This window comes from Pseudomonas sp. FG13 (assembly GCF_057809755.1).
This window is the reverse complement of the sequence record NZ_JBMDKO010000118.1, coordinates 1-342: the sequence shown is the minus strand read 5'-3', so window position 1 is coordinate 342 and position 342 is coordinate 1. Positions and strand designations below refer to the sequence as shown.

Genomic DNA, 342 nt, shown 5'->3' with positions numbered 1-342 from the left:
TATCGAGGGATCGAACATGTTCTCACCCGCCCTTTGGGCGAGGTTGTGCCTGGCTTTGCTGTGCCTGTCTCCGCTCACTCTGGCTCACGCCGCCCCCACCCCCGGTGAAACCGACCTGATCCGCGAGCGCCAGAACCGTTTGCTCGAAGAGCAGCGTCGCCGTCTGGAAGAGCTCAAGGATTTGCCCGGCCAGGAGGCGAAACCGACCCAGCCGACCGCGCCGGCCGATACCCGTTGCTTCCCCATCAAGACCATTGAGCTCAAGGGCGCCGACAGCCTTTCGGCCAGTGAACGCGAGCGGCTGCTCAAGCCCTACATCGGCCAATGCCTGGGCGTGCCCCA

General features: G+C 64.6%; 1 pseudogene. It reads left to right on the top strand.

Annotation, left to right across the window (positions count from 1 at the left end):
• Positions 1-16: 16 nt before the first annotated feature.
• Positions 17-342, top strand: a pseudogene (locus tag ACODTO_RS29580) (ShlB/FhaC/HecB family hemolysin secretion/activation protein); the annotation flags it as partial.